This window comes from Clostridioides sp. ZZV14-6345 (assembly GCF_020657775.1).
Taxonomy (GTDB): Bacteria; Bacillota; Clostridia; order Peptostreptococcales; family Peptostreptococcaceae; genus Clostridioides; species Clostridioides difficile_D.
This window is the reverse complement of the sequence record NZ_JAGWCX010000221.1, coordinates 1-355: the sequence shown is the minus strand read 5'-3', so window position 1 is coordinate 355 and position 355 is coordinate 1. Positions and strand designations below refer to the sequence as shown.

Genomic DNA, 355 nt, shown 5'->3' with positions numbered 1-355 from the left:
ATGGAACAATCGAAAAATAAAACAAGGATGGTTAGCACCAAGTTTACAACATAAATTGGATACTCATGTTAAATTTATAGATTATCTTAATACTATATTGCCTATCAGAAATATAGTATTAGAGGTTGCTAATTTTGATATACAAAAAATCAAGAATCCTGATATATCTGGTGTAGAATATCAACAGGGAGAACAAATGAGCTTTTGGAATGTAAGGGAATATGTACTTCACAGAGATGGACACAAATGTCAAAATCCTAATTGTAAGAATAAGAGTAAAGAACAGATATTAGAAATTCATCATATTAAGTACAAGAGTGAGGGTGGTTCTGATGCTCCTAGTAATTTAATAACT

The 355-nt window shown here is 29.9% G+C and carries 1 protein-coding gene; it reads left to right on the top strand.

Going from position 1 to position 355, the window contains the following annotated elements; all coding sequences use genetic code 11:
* Nucleotides 1-355 (top strand): RRXRR domain-containing protein (locus KGF39_RS19590; RefSeq protein WP_227823591.1); only part of this gene is annotated, 355 nt, incomplete at both ends.